The organism is Leisingera coralii (assembly GCF_049056525.1).
GTDB classification, from domain to species: Bacteria; Pseudomonadota; Alphaproteobacteria; order Rhodobacterales; family Rhodobacteraceae; genus Leisingera; species Leisingera coralii.
Genome location: NZ_JBHUPT010000109.1, coordinates 1 through 1,951, shown reverse-complemented (window position 1 = coordinate 1,951; position 1,951 = coordinate 1). Strand labels below are relative to the sequence as shown.

Sequence of the window (1,951 nt, the reverse complement as noted above, 5' to 3'; positions counted from 1 at the left end):
GGGCGCTGCCCGGCGGTGCCGCCGGGCGGGAGATTTCGGAGAGCGCATATGATCCTCGTCTTCGGCGAAACCGGCCAGCTGGCCCGCGAATTGGCGGCGCAGGGCGGCACCGTCTGCCTCGGTCGCAATCTGGCGGACTTCACCGACCCTTACGGCCCGGTGACACGGGTGGAGGACACCGGTGCCGATGCTGTGGTCATTGCGGCCGCCTATACTGCCGTGGACAAGGCAGAGAGCGAGGAAGACCTGGCCCTTACCGTCAATGCGGAAGCGCCCGGTGCCATTGCACGGGCCTGTGCGGCGCGCGGGCTGCCGGTGGTTTATGTTTCCACCGATTACGTCTTTGACGGCAGCGGCGAAGCCTCCTGGCAGCCCGGCGATGCCCCCGCGCCACTCAATGCCTATGGGCGCTCCAAGCTGGCGGGAGAGGAAGCGGTGCGCGCGGCGGGCGGCGCCCATGCCATCCTGCGCACCTCCTGGGTGGTCTCGGCGCATGGCAGCAACTTCGTGAAAACCATGCTGCGGCTGGGCCGCGAGCGCGACCGCCTGACCATTGTGGCCGACCAGATTGGCGCCCCGACGCCTGCGCGGGACATTGCGGCGGCCTGCCTGGAAATCGCCCGGCAGCTGGTTGAGGACCCGGCCAAGTCCGGCACCTATCATTTTGCCGGTGCCCCCCAGACCAGCTGGGCGGGGGTCGCGCGCGAGATCTTTGCCCGGGCCGGGATTGCTTGCGAGGTTGAGGACATCGCCACCGCGGATTACCCCGCGCCGGCGGCGCGGCCGCTGAACTCCAGGCTCGATTGCTCCGCATTAGAGACTGTTTTTGGCATCCCCCAGCCCGATTGGCGGGCCGGGCTCAGCGATATTCTGAAAGATCTGGGAGAGATTTCATGACAGACGGCACGCCCGGCACAGCCTCCGCCCGCAAAGGCATCATCTTGGCAGGCGGCTCCGGCACAAGGCTCTATCCGATCACCATGGCGGTCTCCAAACAGCTGCTGCCGCTCTATGACAAGCCGATGATCTACTATCCGCTGTCCGTGCTGATGCTGGCGGGCATTCGCGAGATCTGCGTGATCACCACGCCGCAGGATCAGGACCAGTTCATCCGCCTCCTGGGCGATGGCAGCCAGTGGGGCGTGTCGCTCACCTACGTGGTGCAGCCCTCACCCGACGGGCTGGCGCAGGCCTTCATCCTGGCCGAGGAGTTCCTGGCGGGCAGCCCGTCGGCGCTGGTCCTGGGCGACAACATCTTCTTTGGCCACGGGTTGCCGGAACTGCTGGCGGCGGCGGACCGCCAGGCGGCGGGCGGCACCGTCTTCGGCTATCACGTGGCCGATCCGGAGCGCTATGGCGTGGTGGCCTTCGGCGCGGATGGCAAGGCGCGCGAAATCATCGAAAAGCCGCCCGTGCCGGCCTCGAACTACGCGGTGACGGGGCTGTATTTCCTGGATGGCACCGCGCCGCAGCGGGCCCGCCGGGTGCAGCCCTCCCCCCGCGGCGAGCTGGAGATCACCGATCTTTTGCAAAGCTACCTGAACGAAGGCGCGCTGCGGGTGGAGACCATGGGGCGGGGCTATGCCTGGCTCGATACCGGCACCCATGGCTCGCTGCTGGATGCAGGCAATTTCGTGCGCACGCTGGAGCAGCGCCAGGGGCTGCAGGCCGGCTGCCCGGAGGAAATCGCCTATGAAGCAGGCTGGATCGATGCGGCCCAGTTGAAGGCGCGGGCGAAGAAATTCGCCAAGAACGCCTATGGCGCCTATCTGGAAGGGCTCTTGAGGCAGGCCGGCACGGCCCGGCAGGACCGGTGAAACCGCCGGAACTGGAGGGCTTTTACCATAATGTTCATTACTGGGCCTTTCCATGTAGCCGGGGTGGATTCACATCCGAAGTGCAAATTCTGTATCAAAACAGATGTTTGCATGGAGGCTATTGAATGGGACGC

The 1,951-nt window shown here is 66.1% G+C and carries 2 protein-coding genes; both read left to right on the top strand.

The features are described 5' to 3' along the window. The first annotated feature begins 48 nt into the window (after positions 1-48). The gene (gene rfbD, locus ACFMBG_RS23630; protein WP_421057097.1) at positions 49-897 is read left to right on the top strand and encodes a dTDP-4-dehydrorhamnose reductase; all 849 of its coding nucleotides are present in this window, start codon (positions 49-51) and stop codon (positions 895-897) included. Continuing rightward, positions 894-1,817 (top strand): glucose-1-phosphate thymidylyltransferase RfbA, encoded by a 924-nt coding sequence (gene rfbA, locus ACFMBG_RS23625; protein WP_421057096.1) that lies wholly within the window; start codon positions 894-896, stop codon positions 1,815-1,817. Before rfbD ends, rfbA begins: the two co-directional genes overlap by 4 nt. The last annotated feature ends 134 nt before the right edge of the window (positions 1,818-1,951 follow it).

Bases quoted from the DNA above. Each gene is read 5' to 3' on its own strand.
- rfbD (WP_421057097.1), top strand. From the start codon at position 49: ATGATCCTCGTCTTCGGCGAAACCGGCCAGCTGGCCCGCGAATTGGCG.
- rfbA (WP_421057096.1), top strand. From the start codon at position 894: ATGACAGACGGCACGCCCGGCACAGCCTCCGCCCGCAAAGGCATCATC.